Here is a 20,460-nt window from a genome sequence, read left to right as displayed (position 1 = left end):
GTATATCAGGACTAGTCATGTTAAAGATTGAATCTCTGAGGTTTCAATGGCCGGCAGTGTCTACGCCTATCATTAATGGACTGAATTTGACTATTAACTCAGGGGAATGGGTGGCACTAATTGGCGATAACGGTGCGGGCAAATCGACGTTGCTGCGTCTGATTGCCGGATTATTAAAACCGGGGAGTGGGCACGTATTCTTACAGAACAAAAATATTGCCAGCATGAAAGCAGCACAGCGCGCACCTCTGGTGGGTGTGTTATTCCAGGAAGCGGAGCGGCAAATATTCCATAACCGTGTACGTGATGAAATTGCTTTTGGTTTACGACATCAAGGAATACGCGGTGATGAACTACAACAGAAAATCATGCAGACCCTCACTCTTTGCGAGTTAACCGATGTCGCGGACGCCCACCCTCTGGACTTACATGCTGGTCAACGCCGAATGGTGGCAGTTGCCAGTCTCGCGGCCGTTGCTCCGCCATTATTATTATTAGATGAACCGAGTCGCGATTTTGACAGTCAGTGGCTGGCAATTTTTACGAAATGGTTGTCCGTCTGCCGTGAGCAAGGCACGACTATTCTCGCCATAAGCCATGACTATGACTTTGTGAAGCAGCATTTCTCCCGCACGATCCGATTAGCCAATGGTGTTATCGTCGAAGATCGGGAGACTCACTCAATGCATATAAGTTGATGAGGTATCAATGTTAATCATTAAATTGACATCTACCCCATCAGAGCTCTTCACCATATTCACTACCTGCCCCCTCTTCACTTCAATATCTACCTGACTACTAAAAAAAACAATTCTGGCGGCTTGCTGAAATAACGCACTTAGCAGCCTTGTGGACTATATATTTCTTGGACTGATTCTCGGAATGACATCCATGATGCGGCTAACAATGATCCTGCTTGGCGTTGATTTCCTGCGCTCCCACTGGCGCGGGCTGCGCCGTTTTGGCTGGGTTACACTAATTGCCGGCGTGGTGATATTCATTGATGCACTGGATGGAACACTGTTCTTTCCTATTGAACCTTTTGCCTGCTTACTGCTGATCGAAGGATGTGCGACGCTGATGGTTGCTCATAGCGGTATGGGCGGGCAGCGCGTGCTGCGCTACGTAAAAGGCGGGGCATTTACTGTTGCTGCGCTGTTGATTCTGGCGGGCCATCATGACGGAAACTTCGTGCTAGCGATGATCTTCGGCACGCTATTTATGTTTGATGGCGCACTGCAAATCGCTTCTGCATTAGTAGTGCGCTATCGGCGCTGGCGGCCCGCTTTCTGGGGCGGAATTGTCGAAATAGCTCTGGCAATATTCTTCTTCCAGCCCTGGCCCTCACACTATGAAGGTACGGTTCCGTACTGCCTCGGGCTGGGCCTGGCTTTTGCGGGCTGGAATATGTTTATTCTCGCCAACCGCGTTAAAAGCGCCGCTGCAAACCCTGGGCTTAAAGGGGCGGTCTTTATGGAAGAAGCAGATATTCCGCCGCTTAAGGTCGTGGAGTGGGACGGGCCACCCAGCGATGATGAAAAAGCACTGACGGTTCATGTCTGGACACCTGCTGGCTCAGCCCCGAGCGAGACAATTCCCCGCCCGGTAATAAGCCGTTATATCGCCGCTGTCGACCGCAACGGGGTTATCTCAACCGGTCACGCAGCCCTTGAGTCCCCAGGCGGGGTTTATATCAGCCTCTATCCTGCAGAACTTATTGACCAGTCGCCCGACGAGTTCGTCCGCCTGTTACGCGCGACCCCGGAAAACAACGTTGCAGGATTATTTCAGCCAGATTATGCGACGGAGGCCGCAAAGTGGTGCCCGTCGACAAGAAAAGTGCGCATCCGTAATTATAACGAGGAAAAGCTAAAAACATTCTGGGAAAGTTACCGCCAGAATGAGTCCTACAACCTGACTTACCGCAACTGCTCCAGTAGCGTAGCGCGGGCGTTGGAAGCCGCACTAGAAGGATCGGTTGGACGGCTGTGGCATAAACGCGGGTTCTGGATGGCAATGGGGAAATTGATGTCGACTCCAGAGCTTTGGGTGGCGCTGCAACTGCGTAAGCGTGCTGAAACCATGGCCTGGACACCAGGGCTTGTGCTGGATTACGCCCGCGCCCTGAGTATGCTTGCCGACCCACGCCCAACCGGTTGGTTAAATACATCCGGCCGGGCGCTAAAAAAGATGCTCCAGCGCCGCGCTGCATGGGGGAAAGGCAAAAGCGAAGAAAGCGTTACGGAAGATTAGCTAAATATCCGATACCAATTTTTCGTAGCCTTTGTGCGACGGGAGATTAAATCCGCTACATCCAGCCCAGCGATATTGCCGTTGGTGACGCGCTATTTCCCGCCGACCATCACATGTTCAGCCTTTTCCACTCCACTTAAAATCGCATCATAGCTGCCGCTAAAACCACCATTACAGCACTCGTCATATAGCGAATTAAATTTCTTTTCATTTAATAAGCATCTCGTTGGAAATAAGAGTATAAATTCCAAAAATTAGAAAACATAATTCTAAATGAACAACTATAATAATGGTGATAAATACAAAATTTCAGGAATATTATTTATATTCAGCCAATCATTTTTAAACGCCGAGCCGTTTCATAATGATCCATCCAGTAGCGGTTAGCCAGTGAGGAAATGGTTACTCCCACGCTGCTTGAAGCATGGATAAACTCGTTATTACCGACATACACGCCAACATGGCGGGTACCTGGAGAAGTTTGAAAAAAGACTAAATCACCTGGTTTAAGCATTTCTTTATTGACGTGTTCACCATTTCGAATTTGCTGAGTTGTCGTTCTTGGTAGCGACTTGTGAAAAGAATCACTAAAAATATGCTGCATGAGTGCAGAGCAATCCACACCTTTATGTGTGGTGCCACCAAAATGATAGCGTGTTCCTTTCCAGTTGGAAAATTCAGCCAATATAGTGGCTCTGATATTATTAGAATTTATTTTTCTTTCAGGATTTATAAGTGAAGCCTGTTTAGAAAACACATCTTTATGTGAAAGAGCATTAACACCCAATGATGCAAATTCCTTTGGCATATTAAAAGCAAAGGAATTTGCACTAATAACTAAAGGGATAATTAAGAGTGAAGCGGTAACGATTTTTTTAAACAAATACATGCGTTATATCTTTATTGAAGGTAAATACTGCATTACTGAATGTTCAGCAACGTGACGAGCAACTCCATTTAGTGAACAAATAATAAACAATACTGAATGTTAATCCAGAAGATAATCAGTCCATTTTTAGATTTGGATTTTTTTAGTTTAAAAAACAGCCTGATGTCAGATCAATCTAAATGGGAAAAGGCACTATACATTCTCAAGACAGACCTCTGGGCGCTGAAGATGCGGCCACACCAAAGCAACCAATGCAGGATAAGCATCATGACTGAACTCATCAAAGCACTGACGTAAATTCAGCACCTCGATATCAGCAAAAGGTACCATCTCCCCCTCTGAACAGCGTTTTCTGAGATTTTCGTAATAGCGGTAGATGGCCGAGTGTAAATCACTACAACGTCGCTGAGCGTTAAAGAGTGCCAGATCAGCGCTGAGTTCGTCGATACGCATCCGTTTGATAGTGGCGTGGTTGAAATCCACATATTCATGGCTAACTCGCCAGTAATAATCAGGCGTTATTTTTGACATTAACTTAGCAAAATAATCTTCGCGCTCATCAATTTCAGATAAATTTAATTTAGGGACGTTACCGGGCGTTAATTTCACTTTGGGATGCGAAATCTCACGCATCAGCACCAGTACTACGCACAGCAATAACAATATTAATACAATTGAATAAAAGACGCTTTGCATGAGGACTCCTGTTTTTTTTATAGTAATTTTGAGGCAACATATAGTCAACCTGCCGTCTGTTAACCATAAAATTTAATTCCATTGCTATAAAAGGACATCTCTAATGCTGCCCAACAACCTGGTGCCAGTGACCTTTCCTGTCTCACAGGCTGATATTGCCGTATCAGAAGAACATAGCGCTCTAACACTAAATTCTCAGGATAATCTTTTAGTTCTGGAGAAAACGATTCTGAGCGCCCCTCATTATGCTGGGCAAGCGAAAAATACATTGCTTGAAGAGAATGACCAGCATTTAAAAGACCGCTTATTTTATGCAGTAAAAATTGAAGCGATAGTGACAGTATTAAATGAACTCATAGAACAAGAAAAAATCAACTCAGCCGATCTGCAAATGCTAATAGAAGATAAAAAATTGCAGATAAGTCATCATTCGCAGCAAATCTGGGTAAATCAGTTAACCCAGGAAAAAAGCTGGCCTCTGTTTTATTCGCTGGATGAGTAATGCCAATGTCAGAATTGCAATTCCCCCCTCTTCAAACGGTTGTGCCATCTGACGATACAGTGTCTGAAAATACGTTATTACGTGAAAATATCGCCGCGCTGGTACAGATTAAAAATGAAAATATTGCCCGCATCGCGCAAGGCCAGATCAATATTACTGCGGCATTGGTTGAGCAAAAATGGCACAACCGCCATCAAATTTACCCATATCGCGTGAAAGATGAGATTTACGGCGCCGTGCTTAGCGAAATCATCAGCCACAATCCCAGGCTTAAAGCCGAAATTCTGGCTCGACTAGAGGAGGTGTATCAGAAGTTGAGAGATGAAGAAACACAAACACTCTCACGTACCCGCGCGTTGCTGGAAAACAGCTACAAAACACCCCACTTATAAAGTTGCTGAGGCGCCTGCAGCAAGCAGGCACTCTTTCCAGCGACAAAAATTCGCTCGCGAAACCTGCTATCAGGCCAGACGAAATACTGAGATTGCCTGCTGTAAATCATCAGCCTGATGCTGTTGTTGGCGCGCGGCCTGTACGGTTTGCGCAGTATGCTCCACGTTATACCTCACGCTTTCATCGATACTGGCAATACTTTCATTCATTTGCGTGATGCTGATACTTTGCTGGGCACTCATATCGGAAAGCTCCTCCACCAACCCTGCCAGCGCATTAATGGAACCAATCACTTCACGCATGGTTTGCCCAGCATTTTCCACTTGCACCGAGCCTGTCCGAGTACACTCTACCGATACGCTTATCAACTGGCGAATGTCTTTGGCCGCGTTTTCGCATCGTAACGCCAGTGTGCGTACTTCCGAAGCCACCACCGCGAATCCTCGACCGTGAGCGCCTGCCCGGGCTGCTTCAACAGAGGCATTCAGGGACAGAATATTAGTCTGGAAGGCAATGCCATCAATCAGTTCAAGTATGTTGCTGATGTGGTCAGACTCTTCACGGATTTGCTCCATAGTGCGTGTGGCAGCATCAATACTGACTCCACCTTTGCTTGCGAGATGACTTGCCTGAGTGGCAAGCGCTCTGGCACTTTGCGCTTTGTCACTAGTCGCGACTGCGGAGGAGCTGAGTTGTTCCATAGCACTGGCGGCAACGGCAAGTGCTGCGGCCTGCTCGTCAGTACGTTTAGACAGTGCGGCATTACGTTGGATGATGCTTTCCGAAGCTGTGAGTACTGATGCCACACCAGTGCTCACCTGGCTTAGGGTACTTCTCATCGTGGTAAGCGTAGTATTAAAGGTTTGAGCAAACGGCGTGCGACTTTCCCTTTCACTACACGTAAGGGTCAGGCAACCCGGCTGGCAATTTATCTGTGCTGCTAACTGCGCCACTTCGCTGGCTGAACGTGCGTCATCGGCCATACGCAATGCCATGTAAATGAGTATCGCAGTTTGTGCCACCACAAAAATGGCATGGAATACGACCATATGAATTCCTGGATGCATAAAGCAGGTGATACCGAATAACTCATTAGCTTGCAGCCAGGCAAATAATACATGGTGAAGCGCTGCAACCGCCGCCCCCATTAATAATGGTCGATAATCGCGATAAGCTAATAATGCTGATAGCAATACAAAAACCGAAAAGTGATATTCAGTTTCACCATCGCCTAATTGAATTAACAATGCGGCAAATCCAATTAATGTAAAAGCGTAATAGAGCCGGGTAAATAGTTTTCCGGGTAGCAATAGCTTAACAACACTGGAGCTTACAGCAAGAATGCTGCCAGCTATAAGTGCGACGAAAAGTGCATCGTAAGCCCACCCCACACCAAGCGAAATTACAAATAGCCCCCAGACAACAAAAAACATTAATACATCTGCATGTAGATAAATACTCCGAAGAGACACCACATCGGGCTTTTTGTTGCCTGCATCAAAAACAGTCATCGTTGCCATTTGGTTATCCACATTTTTATCATTAAGTTTTTATTAGGTATTTTCAATATGGAACTATTACGTACAGAAAAAGCATAGAAGGTTATTGTTAGCCTGAGTATATTTTTCTTCTGTTTTCAATAATAAAGCTGAGTGATTTTTATAATTTGAATTAAGTCAGCAAAGAGGAGCAAATGAAAGAGTGATTTACAGGATGGGATACTGAACTAAGTAAAATCATTATGGGTATGAAAAAGCGGCCTGATAGTTAAACTAGCAGGCCGCAGAGGATTTCGTTGCAGTAATAAATTAAACGTTATTGAGTTTTGGTGACTTCTTGTCCCACCAACCCAATCTTCAAATACCCTGCCTGATGCAGAGTATCCATCACGTTCATCATGGTTTCGTAATCAACCGTTTTATCAGCGCGGAAGAAGATCGTGGTGTCTTTCTTACCTTCTGTCGCAGCCATCAGCATGTTAACCATGTTATCCCTGGTCACTTCGTCGTTCCCAATAAACATGGTTTTGTCCGCTTTGACGGAGAGATAAATCGGTTTTTCCGGGCGCGGCTGCGGCTGGCTTGAGGATGCTGGAAGGTTAACCTTCACATCAACCGTCGCAAGGGGTGCTGCCACCATGAAGATAATCAGCAACACCAACATGACATCGATAAACGGCGTCACGTTGATATCATGCATCTCGCCGTTATCGTCGTGGTTTTCGTTAAAACTCATTGCCATGGGATTAACCTACACGCAGTTTCTGAGCCGTACGTACCGGGCGAGCCTGAGAGCTGGCCTCTAAATCCAGGTCACGACTTTGCAACAACAGAACCTGAGCCGCAACGTCACCCAGAGAAGCTTTATAGCCACCGATAACACGGGCAAATACGTTGTAGATAACTACCGCAGGAATTGCTGCAATCAGGCCGATAGCCGTTGCTAACAATGCTTCTGCAATACCAGGTGCCACCACAGCAAGGTTAGTGGTCTGCGACTGCGCAATACCAATAAAGCTGTTCATGATGCCCCAGACCGTACCAAACAGACCGACGAACGGGGATATCGCACCGATGGTCGCAAGGAAGCCATTACCGCGCCCCATGTGACGACCCGCTGCCGCGACACGACGTTCAAGGCGGAAACCGGTACGCTCTTTAATGCCTTCGTTGTCTTCGCTGCCCGCGGAAAGCTCAAGCTCATTTTGCGCTTCATTGATAAGCATGGTGCTCAGGCTTTTCGCATCAAATGCTTCCGCCATTTCACTGGCTTCATTCAGAGAGCGGGCATTAGCCAGTTGTTGCTGCTCACGCTTCAGACGACGCTTTTGCGCAGACAGCTCAACACTTTTGCTAAAGAAGATTGCCCACGTGACGACAGAGGCCATAATCAGGCCGATCATCACAATCTTTACCACGATGTCGGCATGTTGATACATGCCCCAGACAGAGAGGTCTGTCTGCATCAAATTATTCGTCACTCTTACTCTCCACCACGAAATGATACAAAAACTGTGCGCAATAATATCAAAACGACATCGAATTGATAGTAGTTCTCATTAGTATTTAAAGAGTGCCTTAAATTGTCTATGCATTCCTTGCGCTTACGCAGCAAAAGCATGATAAGTTAGATTTAGACATCCAGATGGTTAAACAGGGTAAAGTGAAGATGAGTAAAAAGCACATTGAAACGGCGCTGGTTAATGCCGGGCGCGATAAAAAATTCACCCAGGGTTCGGTTAACAGCGTCATTCAACGCGCTTCTTCTTTGGTGTTCGAAAGTGTTGAAGCCAAAAAGCTGGCAACGGCTAACCGCGCGAAAGGCGAACTTTTTTATGGTCGCCGCGGCACCCTGACCCACTTTTCTTTACAAGAAGCGATGTGCGAGCTCGAAGGTGGTGCGGGTTGTGCGCTTTACCCTTGTGGTGCCGCAGCCGTTGCCAATGCGATTCTGGCGTTCGTCGAGCACGGCGACAATGTGTTGATGACTGGCACAGCTTACGAGCCTAGCCAGGACTTCTGCACCAAAATCCTCGCAAGGCTCGGCGTGAGCACCACCTGGTTTGACCCGATGATTGGCGCAGGCATCGCAGAACTTGTGCAACCCAATACTAAAGTCGTATTTCTGGAATCACCTGGCTCTATCACAATGGAAGTACATGACGTTCCAGCAATTGTGCAGGCGGTGCGTAGCGTTGCCCCGGATGCCATTATCATGATTGATAACACCTGGGCGGCAGGCATTCTTTTTAAGGCGCTGGATTTTGGTATCGATATTTCAATTCAGGCTGGCACCAAATACTTGATTGGCCACTCGGATGCGATGGTTGGCACAGCTGTATCAAATGCTCGTTGCTGGGATCAACTGCGTGAAAATTCTTATCTGATGGGGCAAATGTTGGATGCCGATACCGCTTATATGACGAGCAGGGGTTTACGCACTCTTGGTGTGCGCCTGCGTCAACATCATGAAAGTAGTTTGAAAATTGCCGAATGGCTGGCGCAACACCCGCAGGTTGAACGTGTAAACCACCCTGCACTACCCGGCAGTAAAGGGCATGAATTCTGGAAACGAGACTTTACAGGTAGTAGCGGCTTGTTCTCATTTGTACTGAAAAATCGTTTAAATAACGAGCAATATCAGCACTACCTGGATAATTTCCATTATTTTAGTATGGCCTATTCCTGGGGTGGCTATGAATCGCTTATCCTAGCCAACCAACCGGAAGAACTCGCGCAGATCCGCCCGGCTGGCGGGATAGACTTCAGTGGGACATTAGTACGCATTCATATTGGCCTGGAAAATGTTGACGATCTCATCGCCGATCTTGAAGCAGGTTTCCAGCGGATCGCCTAAAATTGCCAGAAGTGGACGCCCGGAAGGACAGTTTTTGCTATTCCATGATGATTTGTTGAGCCTGCGATCAAGATGTCGCAGGTTTTTTAGCGTTACACTAAGCCCCTAAAACTAAGGTGTGCCTAATCTAACTACTGTAGATTCAGGCCTGCTCAATAAAGCGGTTCCACAGGATTTGCCATGGCTGTTATACACAATATCGTTCAAGCGCTTTGGCAACATGACTTTGCTGCACTCGCGGACCCTCATGTTGTTGGAGTGGTTTATTGCGTCATGTTTGCGACGCTGTTTCTCGAAAATGGATTGCTGCCCGCCTCGTTTTTGCCGGGCGACAGTCTGCTGTTACTCGCAGGAGCGTTAGTGGCAAAAGGGGTCATGGATTTCGTCCCGACAATCATTATCTTAACCGCGGCGGCAAGCCTCGGTTGCTGGCTGAGCTATGTGCAAGGCCGCTGGCTCGGCAATACTCGGGTGGTGAAAAGCTGGTTGAAACAACTTCCACCGCAATATCACGAACGAGCAACGGTGATGTTTGATCGACACGGTTTGTTCGCATTGTTAGCTGGGCGTTTTTTGGCGTTTGTGCGCACATTGCTGCCAACCATGGCGGGCATTTCTGGCCTTAGCAATCGCCGCTTCCAGGTATTTAACTGGCTAAGTGGGTTGTTGTGGGTTGGTAGCGTCACCAGTCTGGGTTATGCCCTGAGCATGATTCCATTTGTGAAACGCCACGAAGACCAGGTGATGACCTGCCTGATGATTCTGCCGATGGTTCTGCTGGTCGCAGGTCTGGTAGGCACGCTATTTGTAGTTATTAAAAAAAGATTTAACCCCGCATAAAAATCACAGAGTGGGTAATGCGAAATTATCCACTCTGTAAGCTTCGGCTTAAATGACTCGCATACGAGCAGCATCTTCCCCCGGGGTTACCCCAAAGTAGCGTTTAAACTCGCGGCTAAACTGCGAAGCACTTTCATATCCCACACGAATAGCCGCAGCGCTAGCTTTCATCCCGTCATGCAAAATCAACATCCGCGCTTTATGCAGACGGTAGCTTTTGAGGTATTGCAGCGGCGAAGTACTGGTCACCGACTTAAAGTTATGATGAAACGCAGAGACGCTCATATTCGCTTCAGCGGCCAGTTGGTCCACTGAGAGGTTCTCGGTGTACTGCGTTTCGATGCGGCGCAAGACACGGCTAATCAGGCTGAAATGCGTCTGCCGGCTGACCAATGCCAACAATGCTGCACCGCACGACCCCACCAGGATGTGATAGAGAATTTCGCGGATAATTTGTTTACCCAAAATACGCGCGTCGAGCGGGTTCTCGAGCACGTCGAGTAAACGCTCGACGGCGCAAAGAATTTCTTCTGAAAGTTCGGCGGAATTAATGCCCGTTGAGCACGTTTGCGGGTGTGATAAATCGTCTTCACCGATATCCATCAGCAAGTCCTGCAACTGCAAAATATCGATGTTAATACGCAGGCCAGCCAGCGGAACTTCAGGTGTCGCGAAGGTTTCGCATTCAAAAGGCAGCGGCACAGTTAACAGCAGATATTCATTAGCATCGTAGCGAAACACGCGATCGTTTAGATAACCCGTTTTATGGCCAGAAAAGAGAATAATGATTCCCGGCTCATACATCACCGGAGTGCGGGCATAAGGTTTCGTACCATACAATAAAGTGACATTTGGCAATGAAGAAAGAGCACTATTTTCTTTTTGTATCAAATGATTAATCTTATTTGTTAATTGCAGACAAATCTCTTTCCGCTTCATTTCCTTCCGCTCCACAAGGCTTTTATGACGCAATAAGTTTGCGACTAATTTTTATTTTTCTCCAGAGGTAAGTAGAAATAGGCAAGACAAAGGCAGGAATAAGCATTGAGAGATAACCACCTGAAGCCGACAATGGCTACCATCAAATTCGATAAGTATTGTCTCTAACGCTCCAAACCACAGGAATCAAATAATGAACAACTTCGACCTACATACCCCAACTCGCATCCTGTTTGGTAAAGGCGCTATTTCCGAATTGCGCGCACAAATTCCTGCTGATGCTCGTGTGTTGATCACCTACGGCGGCGGCAGTGTGAAGAAAAATGGCGTACTGGACCAGGTTTACGCCGAACTCGAAGGGCTGGATGTACTAGAATTTAGCGGCATCGAACCAAACCCGGCTTACGAAACGCTGATGAAAGCAGTAGAAGTGGTGCGCCAGCAGAAAGTCACTTTCCTGTTAGCCGTTGGTGGCGGTTCTGTGCTCGACGGCACTAAATTCATCGCAGCAGCAGCGAACTATCCGCTGGATCAAGATCCGTGGAATATCCTGCTGACTCGCGGTAGTGACGTTAAGAGTGCAATCCCGCTGGGTTCCGTATTGACGCTGCCTGCAACCGGTTCTGAATCCAACAAAGGCGCTGTGGTTTCCCGCCGCTCAACCGGCGACAAACAAGCATTTATGTCTGAACACGTGCAGCCTGTCTTCGCGGTACTTGACCCGGTTTACACCTATACTTTGCCACCGCGCCAGGTCGCAAACGGCGTAGTCGATGCTTTTGTTCACACCGTTGAGCAATACATCACTTACCCGGTGAACGCCAAAGTGCAGGACCGTTTTGCCGAAGGCATTCTGTTAACACTGGTTGAAGACGGCCCAATTGCACTGAAAGAACCAGAAAACTATGACGTGCGTGCCAATGTAATGTGGGCGGCGACCATGGCGTTAAACGGTTTGATTGGTGCTGGCGTCCCGCAGGACTGGGCAACTCACATGCTGGGGCATGAACTGACTGCGATGCACGGTCTGGATCACGCACAAACTCTGGCGGTTGTTCTGCCTTCTCTGCTGAATGAAAAACGTAACGAGAAACGCGGCAAACTGCTGCAGTATGCTGAACGTGTATGGAACATCACTGAAGGTTCTGAAGAAGAACGTATTGATGCAGCGATTGAATCTACACGTAATTTCTTCGAGCAAATGGGAGCACCAACTCGCCTGTCAGCCTACGGTCTGGATGGTAGCTCTATCCCAGCTCTGCTAGTGAAACTGGAAGAAAAAGGCATGACCAAACTGGGTGAGCATCAGGATATTACTCTGGACGTAAGCCGTCGCATTTACGAGGCAGCACGCTAAGTAATTTAGCCATTTTTTTCACGTTTCTGAGTATTTGGTCCAGACTTAAATGCATTATTACGCTGGGGCCTGGCCCCAGTCGTATCATTTGATTAAGGAGGAATACATGGCAAACCCAACCATAATCAAGCTCCAGGACGGGAATGTGATGCCGCAGTTAGGCCTCGGCGTCTGGCAAGCCAGCAACGACCAGGTTCAAATTGCAATCGATAAAGCGCTGGAGGTCGGCTATCGATCTATTGATACCGCCGCCGCGTACAAGAACGAAGACGGCGTGGGTAATGCGCTAAAACAGGCCAGTATCCCGCGCGATGAACTGTTTATCACCACCAAACTGTGGAATGACGACCAGCAGAGGCCGCGTCAGGCATTAGAAGATAGCCTTGAGAAATTACAGCTCGATTACGTCGATCTGTATTTGATGCACTGGCCGGTGCCAAGCAAAGATCATTATGTTGAAGCCTGGAAAGGCATGATTGAGTTGCAAAAGCAGGGGCTGGTCAAAAGCATCGGTGTTTGCAATTTCCAACTCAACCATCTCCAGCGGTTGATTGATGAAACGGGCGTCTCACCGGTTATCAACCAGATTGAACTCCATCCATTACTGCAACAACGCCAGCTTCATGCCTGGAATGCGACACACAAAATTCAGACCGAATCCTGGAGCCCACTGGCTCAGGGCGGTGAGGGTGTGTTTGATAAGAAAATCATCCGCGACCTGGCCGATAAATATGGCAAAACCCCGGCACAGATTGTCATTCGCTGGCATCTGGATAGTGGGCTGGTTGTGATCCCGAAATCGGTCACACCATCGCGCATTGCTGAGAACTTTGACGTGTTTGATTTCCGTCTTGATAAAGACGAGTTAAGCGAGATTGCGAAGCTGGATAGTCATAAGCGTCTGGGACCAGACCCTGATGTGTTTGGCTCGTAAAACTGTTTCATAGTGTCGGATGGCGCTTACGCTTATCCGACCTACGAAAAATATTGTAGCGGTAGTGCTGATGTGGTTCACGACATCCGCCCTACCGCTGTTTTACAACAATCGTTAAGCTGGGCGCTTCCGACTTGTAGGCTTCGATACAACTTTAGGTGCAGGTCTTGCACCTGTAGACGCTTTCGCACCAGCATTAGGTTTCGAACCAGCAGCAGGTTTCGCACCAGCAACTGCTTTAGCATCAGCAGGTGCACGACGCTGATGTGTCATTGGCGTATGTTTCGTCAATGCTGGGCGCGCACCACGGTTATAACGACGCGCTTCACGCATCTCTTCAATCGTTGGCGAAGGCACCAGGCACTCACGACGGCCACCAATCAGGTGCTTTTTACCCATCGCTTCCAGTGCTTCACGAATCAACGGCCAGTTGGCAGGATCATGATAACGCAGCAGCGCTTTGTGCAGGCGGCGCTGACGGTCACCTTTCGGCACCACTACATCTTCACTCTTATAGCCAATCTTACCCAACGGGTTCTTACCGGTGTAATACATGGTGGTCGAGTTTGCGAGCGGTGACGGATAAAAGTTCTGCACCTGATCCAAACGGAAGCGGTTTTTCTTCAGCCACAGTGCCAGATTCACCATGTCTTCATCACGCGTACCAGGGTGCGCAGAGATAAAGTAAGGAATCAGGTACTGCTCTTTACCTGCCTGTTTAGAATAAGTATCAAACAGCTCTTTAAAGCGCTGATAACTGCCCATACCCGGCTTCATCATCTTAGAAAGCGGCCCTTCTTCGGTATGTTCCGGGGCAATCTTCAGATAACCGCCAACGTGGTGCGTCGCCAGCTCTTTGATATAACGTGGATCTTCTACCGCGATATCGTAGCGAACACCGGATGCGATCAGGATCTTCTTAACGCCTTTAATCTCACGGGCGCGGCGATACAAGTTGATCGTCGGCTCATGGTTGGTGTCCATGTGCGGGCAAATATCCGGATAGACGCAAGACAAGCGGCGGCAAGTCTGTTCCGCACGTGGTGACTTACAGCGCAGCATATACATATTAGCGGTCGGGCCACCGAGATCCGAAACCACGCCAGTGAAGCCTGGAACGGTATCGCGCATCGCTTCAATTTCGCTGATGATCGAATCTTCGGAACGGCTCTGGATGATACGACCTTCGTGTTCGGTAATAGAACAGAATGAACAGCCACCAAAGCAACCACGCATGATGTTCACCGAGAAACGAATCATCTCATAAGCAGGGATACGCGCCTTGCCATAGGCAGGATGCGGAACGCGCTTGTAAGGCAGTGCGAACACACTGTCCATCTCTTCAGTGGAAAGCGGGATGGCTGGCGGGTTAATCCAGATATAACGGTCACCGTGTTTTTGCATCAACGCACGAGCACAACCTGGGTTGGTTTCATGGTGCAAAATACGTGAGGCATGCGCATATAGCACTTTGTCGTTTTTGACTTTTTCAAAGGACGGCAGCAACACGTAGGTTTTTTCCCACGGCTTCATCGGTGCAGGCTTAACCACGATAGCCTGCGCTTCGTTAATTGGCTTATCCGGCTTACCGGTTTCTGCACACGGCAAATCTTCGCCGTAAGGGTGTGGAATCGGGTCAATACGGCCAGGCATATCCAGACGCGTAGAATCCACACCAGACCAGCCCGGCATCGCTTCTTTACGCATCATAGCGGTGTTACGCACGTCGCAGATTTGGTCGATTTTCTCACCCATTGCCAGGCGGTGAGCTACTTCTACCAAAGGGCGCTCGCCGTTGCCAAAAATGAGCATATCGGCTTTAGCATCGACCAGGATTGAACGACGAACGGTATCAGACCAGTAATCGTAATGCGCGGTACGGCGCAGGCTCGCTTCAATGCCACCAAGAATAACAGGCACATCGCGCCAGGCTTCTTTACAACGCTGGGTGTAAGCAAGTGATGCGCGATCCGGGCGTTTACCTGCCACGTTATCTGGCGTGTACGCATCGTCATGGCGCAGCTTGCGGTCCGCGGTGTAGCGGTTGATCATGGAGTCCATGTTGCCAGCAGTCACACCGAAAAACAGATTCGGTTTGCCAAGGCGCATGAAGTCTTCTTTGGTGTTCCAGTCCGGTTGAGCAATGATGCCCACGCGGAAACCCTGGGCTTCCAACATACGGCCACAGATCGCCATACCGAAACTTGGATGGTCAACGTAGGCATCTCCGGTAACCAGAATGATGTCGCAGCTATCCCAACCTAACTCGTCCATTTCCTTACGTGACATGGGTAAAAATGGTGCCGGGCCGAAACAGGCAGCCCAGTATTGTGGCCACGAAAAGAGTTCGCGATCGGGCTGGATCAAGCTAATAGAGCTCATAATGCTTCCGAAAAATGAATAAAAAATGATTTAAAAATAACCAAAGCCGGCGATTATACGCTGGTATGGGTTCAAAAATGAAGTGTTATTGCCGTGTTAAAATCTAAGGCCCTTTCACTGATGGAAAGGGCCTAAATGGTTTATGGCGCAGGCTGCACCAGCACCTGCCCGATAGATCCACGGTCCGCCATTTCAAGCGTCTGACTTGTATACAAGAATGGGAAATGTTCCCAGGAAGGCTGACCAAAATAGACCAGTAACTCGACCTGCCCATCAACCCAAACCGTGTCTTTCCAGCCGCGGTCTTCACCAAATGGTGCTGCGCCATTGACGTTTTTAATCAGGAAACTCACACCTTCAATATGGAAGGATTGGGGCATATCGGAACGCACAGTCCAGCGCTCCCAGGTGCCTTGCTGAGTCTGAATATCAATGCGTTTCATATCCCATAGCTGACCGTTAATGCCAGGATCTTCGCCGAGTGTAATTTCACGGCTACGCGCCGGGTTGCCATTGATAATCTCATCCGGCAGCAGACGCATTGGTAATGTATCAGTCACTAACGGCAGCAGGCCGGTGGCACGCAACGTGAGAACCAACGTGGAAATAAGAATGCTCGACGGCTCGAAGAAGCCACGGATTCTATCCATGATACCGGCAGCTTCACCGCAGGTTATCGACACTTCTTTGCCGTCACTCATATCCACCAGAATCTCACGGCGTTCCCCCGGAGCCAGTGAAAGTTGCTTCACGGAAACCGGTGCTGGTAGGAAACCCTGGTCACTGGAAATCACGTGCATCGCGCGGCCATCGCTCATTTGCAGCAAATAGCGGCGCGAGTTAGAAGCGTTCAGCAAACGCAAACGCACCCAACCGCGAGAGACCTCAACATATGGCCCCTGCACACCATTCACCAACAATGTGTCGCCCACAAATCCACCATTGCCCGGTTCTTCATATTCAGGCGCACCAAAGTTATCGAGGCGCTTATCCTGAATAATGACCGGGAAGTCATCGACGCCATAGTGGTTAGGAATCGGCAGCGACTTACTCACTTCATCTTCAATCAGCCACATGCCCGCAAGGCCATTGTAAACCTGCTTTGCGGTACGGTTAGGCGTGTTGGCATGATACCAAAGCGTCGCTGCTTGCTGGCGAATAGGCAGAACCGGGGCCCAATCCACATTGGGTTGCATCATACGTGCAGCACCGCCCATAAGCGGGCCTGGAACCTGTAAACCGGCAATCGTCATAGCGATATTTTCTTGTAGACGATTGCTGTAAATCATCTTCACGTCATCACCGCTCCATACCCGAATGGTCGGCCCGAGATAACGTCCGTTCAAACCCCAGACCGGCGCTTTAGCACCGCCGGTAAATGACCAGTGCGCGCGCTGTAAGGTCAGGAACAAAGGCTGACCACGACGAGATTCTAATAACGGCGGTACGGGTAAAGGTTGCTGCAGCCCTGCTGCGTTTGCCCTCAGTGGCACCGAGCCTGCACAAAGTGCGACTCCTGATGCCTGGATAAACTGACGCCGACTGAGTGACATATTAACTCCATGTGAAACTGACTAACGTGGTGCGGCACAAGACGTGCCGCCAAAATATCCCCGTCATACATCTAATTACAGGGGTATAAAAATGATTAATTCGCCTGCTTTTTCTCAACTCGGCCGGAGGCTTCACGCTCCGCGACTTCTTTATCTAATTCGGCGATTTTTTCCCTCATGATATCGCGGCAATGCGTAGCGAGTTTACGCGCCTGATCTTTGCCATAACCACTGATATCAATTGGCTCCAGCATTTCGACAATCACCAAACCGTTATTCCAACGGTTTAGCTTAATTTTATTACTGGTATTGGAAACACACACCGGAATAATTGGGACGCCCGCAGCAATTGCGGCATGGAAAGCGCCGGTTTTGAACGGTAACAGGCCACGACCACGGCTACGCGTGCCTTCAGGAAACATCCAGACCGATATTTTACGTTTCTGAATTTGTGCCACAACCTGGGAAATGGTGCTGAGAGCTTTGGCGCGATTATCACGGTCGATAAGCATATTTCCAGTCAGCCAATAGATTTGGCCAAAAAATGGAATCCACAGCAGGCTCTTTTTACCAACAGTAACTGTCGGTGGCTGCACGATATTCGCAGCAGTGACCATGTCGAAATTATTCTGGTGGTTACAGATATAAATCGCCGTCGGGTGATTTTCATGACCTTTCGGTAAACGGGTTTCGACTTTCAAACCGAATACCGGTGCCAGGCGCCCAAACAGATGGCCAAAAGTTGCAACGTGGCGCGGGTTACGTGGGCTGAACAGGCAATAAATACAGCCAAAAATGCTCACCAGGATGCAATAAATTATAACGATAATAAAACGTACGATGGATAGCATAACAACCTCAAAAGCCAAAAGCGCTGACAAGTATACCCTAAATAATTCGCCATGCAGGAAAGCACCAGACTGTAAGCATGGGGGTAGTCAGGGCTCTGCAACTTGAATGATGACGGGTGTACGACTTGCTTAAGCGTAAAACATACCAATCTGGCGGCCTTTAAGCCGCCATTTTTTTGATTACTCTTCGCTATCACCTGCACTTGCACGAAGCGGAGAATCAACTTCAACACGATCAATGCGTTGTAGACCACGCATCAATGTGCCGCGACGACCACGCTCACCAGTGATTTTTTGAAGCTCTTCCGGACGAAGTTTAATTTTGCGCTTGCCGACGTGCAAAGTAACGGTGCTTTGCGGCGGCAATACAAATAGATGAACCAGTTTGTCTTCGCCGTTTGCTGCTTCAGCAGTTGGAATAGAGATAATTTTATTCCCTTTCCCTTTAGAAAGCTGCGGTAAATCGCCAACAGGGAACATCAACATACGACCCGCAGCAGTGATTGCCAGCAGCATGTCATCAACACTTGAAATCTCTACCGGCGGCATCACTTTTGCGTTTTCCGGCAATGAGATGAGCGTTTTACCCGCACGGTTACGTGACACTAAATCATTAAAGGTACAGACGAAACCGTAGCCTGCATCAGACGCCATCAGTAATTTTTGGTCATCCGGTGCCATTAATACGTGTTCAACGACGGCACCCGGCGGCGGTGTCAGTTTACCGGTAAGGGGTTCGCCCTGCCCGCGCGCTGACGGCAACGTAATCGGGTCGAGAGCGTAGCTACGCCCGGTGGAGTCGATAAACGCCACCGGCTGGTTGCTCTTACCTTTAGCACAACCCAGGAAGCTATCACCCGCTTTGTAATTCAAACCTTGCGCGTCGATATCATGGCCTTTGGCGCTACGCACCCAGCCCATTTGCGACAGCACAATAGTGACGGGTTCAGACGGCGTCATGTCGTGCTCGCTCATGGCTTTCGCTTCACCACGTTCACGCAGCGGTGAACGACGATCGTCGCCATAAGCATCTGAATCCGCCTGCAACTCTTTCTTCAGCAAGGTATTCATTTTGCGTTCAGACGCCAGAATGCCCTGCAATTGGTCACGCTCTTTTTCCAGCTCGCTCTGCTCGCCGCGAATCTTCATCTCTTCGAGTTTTGCGAGGTGACGTAATTTCAGCTCGAGGATAGACTCAGCCTGGGTTTCGCTTAACTCGAAACGCGACATAAGCACCGGCTTCGGCTCATCCTCAGTACGAATGATGTGAATCACTTCATCAATGTTGAGGAATGCCACCAGCAAACCTTCGAGGATATGCAGGCGTTTGAGTACTTTTTCGAGACGGTAGCTAAGGCGACGGCGCACCGTTTCACGACGATAAACCAGCCATTCGGTCAAAATTTCCAGCAGGTTTTTCACCGATGGACGGTTGTCCAGGCCAATCATATTGAGGTTGATGCGATAGCTTTTCTCAAGATCGGTGGTGGCAAACAGGTGGTTCATCACCTGCTCTACGTCGATACGGTTAGAACGGGGAACAATCACCAGACGCGTTGGGTTTTCGTGGTTCGACTCATCGCGCAAGTCTTCAACCATTGGCAGTTTTTTAGCACGCATTTGGTTGGCGATTTGTTCAAGTACGCGCGCGCCGGAAACCTGGTGCGGCAACGCGGTGATCACCACATCGCCATCTTCTTTTTTCCACACCGCACGCATACGCACAGAGCCACGGCCGTTCTGGTAGATTTTGCGGATCTCTTCACGCGGGGTGATGATTTCGGCTTCTGTCGGGTAATCCGGCCCCTGAACAATATCCAGCAACTCATCAAGCGTAGTTTTCGGCTGGTCAATCAGAGTGATTGCCGCTTTCGCTACTTCACGTAAGTTATGCGGAGGGATGTCGGTTGCCATACCAACGGCAATGCCGGTGGTGCCGTTTAGCAGGATATTCGGCAGACGCGCAGGAAGCATTTTTGGCTCCTGCATGGTGCCGTCAAAGTTTGGCACATAATCAACCGTCCCCTGCCCTAACTCTCCCAGCAGGACTTCAGCATATTTCGACAGACGCGATTCGGTATAACGCATCGCGGCGAAGGATTTCGGATCATCCGGCGCACCCCAGTTTCCCTGGCCATCAACCAGCGGGTAGCGATAAGAGAAGGGTTGTGCCATCAATACCATGGCTTCATAACAAGCGCTGTCGCCGTGTGGATGGTATTTACCCAGTACGTCACCGACGGTACGGGCAGATTTTTTGAATTTAGCGCTATTGCTTAATCCCAACTCCGACATCGCATAGACGATACGACGCTGTACGGGCTTTAAACCATCGCCAATGAACGGCAGGGCGCGGTCCATAATGACGTACATGGAGTAGTTGAGATACGCATTTTCCGTGAATTCGTGCAGCGCAAGGCGTTCTGCACCATCATGAGTTAAATCACTCATTAATTATTCATCCTCAAACTGACGAGCCGAGTGTTGCCACATACCCTAAATAATTCGCGTTGCA

At 48.8% G+C, this 20,460-nt stretch carries 18 protein-coding genes; 8 read left to right on the top strand and 10 right to left on the bottom strand.

Features of this window, described 5'->3' with window-relative positions:
- Positions 1-17: 17 nt before the first annotated feature.
- Together M979_RS20950 and M979_RS20945 are read left to right on the top strand one after the other, a co-directional pair.
- Positions 18-698 (top strand): ABC transporter ATP-binding protein, encoded by a 681-nt coding sequence (locus M979_RS20950; RefSeq protein ID WP_064556270.1) that lies wholly within the window; start codon positions 18-20, stop codon positions 696-698.
- A 193-nt stretch (positions 699-891) separates the two neighbouring features.
- Positions 892-2,253, top strand: a complete 1,362-nt coding sequence (locus M979_RS20945) for an HdeD family acid-resistance protein (protein ID WP_064556269.1) — start codon at positions 892-894, stop codon at positions 2,251-2,253.
- A gap of 328 nt (positions 2,254-2,581) precedes the next feature.
- On the opposite strand, the gene M979_RS23940 is transcribed toward M979_RS20945, so the two are convergent.
- A complete protein-coding gene (locus M979_RS23940; RefSeq protein WP_064556268.1) occupies positions 2,582-3,142 on the bottom strand; it encodes an NlpC/P60 family protein in 561 nt (186 codons plus the stop codon).
- Between the two features lie 192 nt (positions 3,143-3,334).
- Complete coding sequence (locus M979_RS20935; protein WP_064556267.1) at positions 3,335-3,838, bottom strand: ESA_00282 family adhesion-associated protein; 504 nt, start codon at positions 3,836-3,838, stop codon at positions 3,335-3,337.
- Positions 3,839-3,941: 103 nt separating this feature from the next.
- Here M979_RS20935 and M979_RS20930 point away from each other — a divergent pair, with 103 nt between their 5' ends.
- Positions 3,942-4,340, top strand: coding sequence for a hypothetical protein (locus M979_RS20930; protein ID WP_034460985.1), 399 nt, complete (start codon positions 3,942-3,944; stop codon positions 4,338-4,340).
- Complete coding sequence (locus M979_RS20925) at positions 4,340-4,732, top strand: cytoplasmic protein (protein WP_157093282.1); 393 nt, start codon at positions 4,340-4,342, stop codon at positions 4,730-4,732. The genes M979_RS20930 and M979_RS20925 overlap by 1 nt, the downstream gene beginning before the upstream one ends.
- Before the next feature lie 69 nt (positions 4,733-4,801).
- On the opposite strand, the gene M979_RS20920 is transcribed toward M979_RS20925, so the two are convergent.
- From M979_RS20920 to exbB, 3 genes are all read right to left on the bottom strand, one after another.
- Complete coding sequence (locus M979_RS20920) at positions 4,802-6,253, bottom strand: methyl-accepting chemotaxis protein (protein ID WP_064556266.1); 1,452 nt, start codon at positions 6,251-6,253, stop codon at positions 4,802-4,804.
- A 295-nt stretch (positions 6,254-6,548) separates the two neighbouring features.
- Positions 6,549-6,974 (bottom strand): TonB system transport protein ExbD, encoded by a 426-nt coding sequence (gene exbD / locus M979_RS20915; protein ID WP_064556265.1) that lies wholly within the window; start codon positions 6,972-6,974, stop codon positions 6,549-6,551.
- 4 nt (positions 6,975-6,978) lie between these two features.
- Positions 6,979-7,713 carry a tol-pal system-associated acyl-CoA thioesterase gene (gene exbB, locus M979_RS20910; RefSeq protein ID WP_034460988.1) on the bottom strand — a complete coding sequence of 245 codons (735 nt, stop codon included), beginning with the start codon at positions 7,711-7,713 and terminating at the stop codon, positions 6,979-6,981.
- A gap of 188 nt (positions 7,714-7,901) precedes the next feature.
- Here exbB and metC point away from each other — a divergent pair, with 188 nt between their 5' ends.
- Positions 7,902-9,089 (top strand): cystathionine beta-lyase, encoded by a 1,188-nt coding sequence (metC, locus tag M979_RS20905; RefSeq protein ID WP_034461058.1) that lies wholly within the window; start codon positions 7,902-7,904, stop codon positions 9,087-9,089.
- A 180-nt stretch (positions 9,090-9,269) separates the two neighbouring features.
- Positions 9,270-9,929: a DedA family protein gene (locus M979_RS20900; RefSeq protein WP_034460989.1), complete on the top strand. Its 660-nt coding sequence runs from the start codon at positions 9,270-9,272 to the stop codon at positions 9,927-9,929.
- 48 nt (positions 9,930-9,977) lie between these two features.
- Here M979_RS20900 and M979_RS20895 read toward each other — a convergent pair whose 3' ends face one another.
- Entirely contained in the window at positions 9,978-10,868 is an 891-nt protein-coding gene (locus tag M979_RS20895; protein ID WP_064556264.1) for an AraC family transcriptional regulator, read from the bottom strand.
- Positions 10,869-11,061: 193 nt separating this feature from the next.
- Here M979_RS20895 and yqhD point away from each other — a divergent pair, with 193 nt between their 5' ends.
- Together yqhD and dkgA are read left to right on the top strand one after the other, a co-directional pair.
- The gene (gene yqhD / locus M979_RS20890) at positions 11,062-12,225 is read left to right on the top strand and encodes an alcohol dehydrogenase (protein WP_064556263.1); all 1,164 of its coding nucleotides are present in this window, start codon (positions 11,062-11,064) and stop codon (positions 12,223-12,225) included.
- Between the two features lie 106 nt (positions 12,226-12,331).
- The gene (gene dkgA / locus M979_RS20885; RefSeq protein ID WP_064556262.1) at positions 12,332-13,159 is read left to right on the top strand and encodes a 2,5-didehydrogluconate reductase DkgA; all 828 of its coding nucleotides are present in this window, start codon (positions 12,332-12,334) and stop codon (positions 13,157-13,159) included.
- A gap of 114 nt (positions 13,160-13,273) precedes the next feature.
- On the opposite strand, the gene M979_RS20880 is transcribed toward dkgA, so the two are convergent.
- The 4 genes from M979_RS20880 to parC form a co-directional block, all read right to left on the bottom strand.
- Positions 13,274-15,541, bottom strand: coding sequence for a YgiQ family radical SAM protein (locus tag M979_RS20880; RefSeq protein WP_064556261.1), 2,268 nt, complete (start codon positions 15,539-15,541; stop codon positions 13,274-13,276).
- A 140-nt stretch (positions 15,542-15,681) separates the two neighbouring features.
- Entirely contained in the window at positions 15,682-17,094 is a 1,413-nt protein-coding gene (ftsP, locus tag M979_RS20875; RefSeq protein ID WP_064556260.1) for a cell division protein FtsP, read from the bottom strand.
- A gap of 95 nt (positions 17,095-17,189) precedes the next feature.
- Positions 17,190-17,945 carry a 1-acylglycerol-3-phosphate O-acyltransferase gene (locus M979_RS20870; protein WP_034460995.1) on the bottom strand — a complete coding sequence of 252 codons (756 nt, stop codon included), beginning with the start codon at positions 17,943-17,945 and terminating at the stop codon, positions 17,190-17,192.
- A gap of 180 nt (positions 17,946-18,125) precedes the next feature.
- Entirely contained in the window at positions 18,126-20,396 is a 2,271-nt protein-coding gene (parC, locus tag M979_RS20865) for a DNA topoisomerase IV subunit A (protein WP_034460997.1), read from the bottom strand.
- Positions 20,397-20,460 lie beyond the last annotated feature (64 nt).

Origin of the sequence: Buttiauxella noackiae ATCC 51607 (assembly GCF_001654865.1) — a bacterium.
Lineage (GTDB): Bacteria > Pseudomonadota > Gammaproteobacteria > Enterobacterales > Enterobacteriaceae > Buttiauxella > Buttiauxella noackiae.
This window is presented reverse-complemented; position numbering and strand designations above follow the sequence as displayed.